This is a genomic window from Psychrobacter sp. TB20-MNA-CIBAN-0197 (assembly GCF_040309765.1).
GTDB classification, from domain to species: Bacteria; Pseudomonadota; Gammaproteobacteria; order Pseudomonadales; family Moraxellaceae; genus Psychrobacter; species Psychrobacter submarinus.
This window is the reverse complement of sequence record NZ_JBEOPC010001016.1, coordinates 1-254: the sequence shown is the minus strand read 5'-3', so window position 1 is coordinate 254 and position 254 is coordinate 1. Positions and strand designations below refer to the sequence as shown.

At 41.3% G+C, this 254-nt stretch carries 1 protein-coding gene; it reads right to left on the bottom strand.

The features are described from left to right. Positions 1-254: AIR synthase-related protein (locus AAEY83_RS16965; protein WP_351060987.1), on the bottom strand; the 254-nt coding region annotated here is incomplete at both ends.

The window sequence follows — 254 nt, the reverse complement described above, 5'->3', positions numbered from 1 at the left end:
CTGTAAAGCGTGCCAATGTTGTGACTAATGGCTGCTATACCATGTTGTTCAAACACCACATTTACTGCATCTAAATCAGCATTAGCAACTTGAATTACCGCACCTAGCTCTTCGTTATAAAGCGCTTCAATGTCTGAACCTGTTAAAGCTGCTAAATCAACAGTTACACCGGTATGACCCGTAAACGCCATTTCAGCTACTGTGGTAAATAAACCACCATCTGAGCGGTCATGATAAGCAAGTAACTTACTATC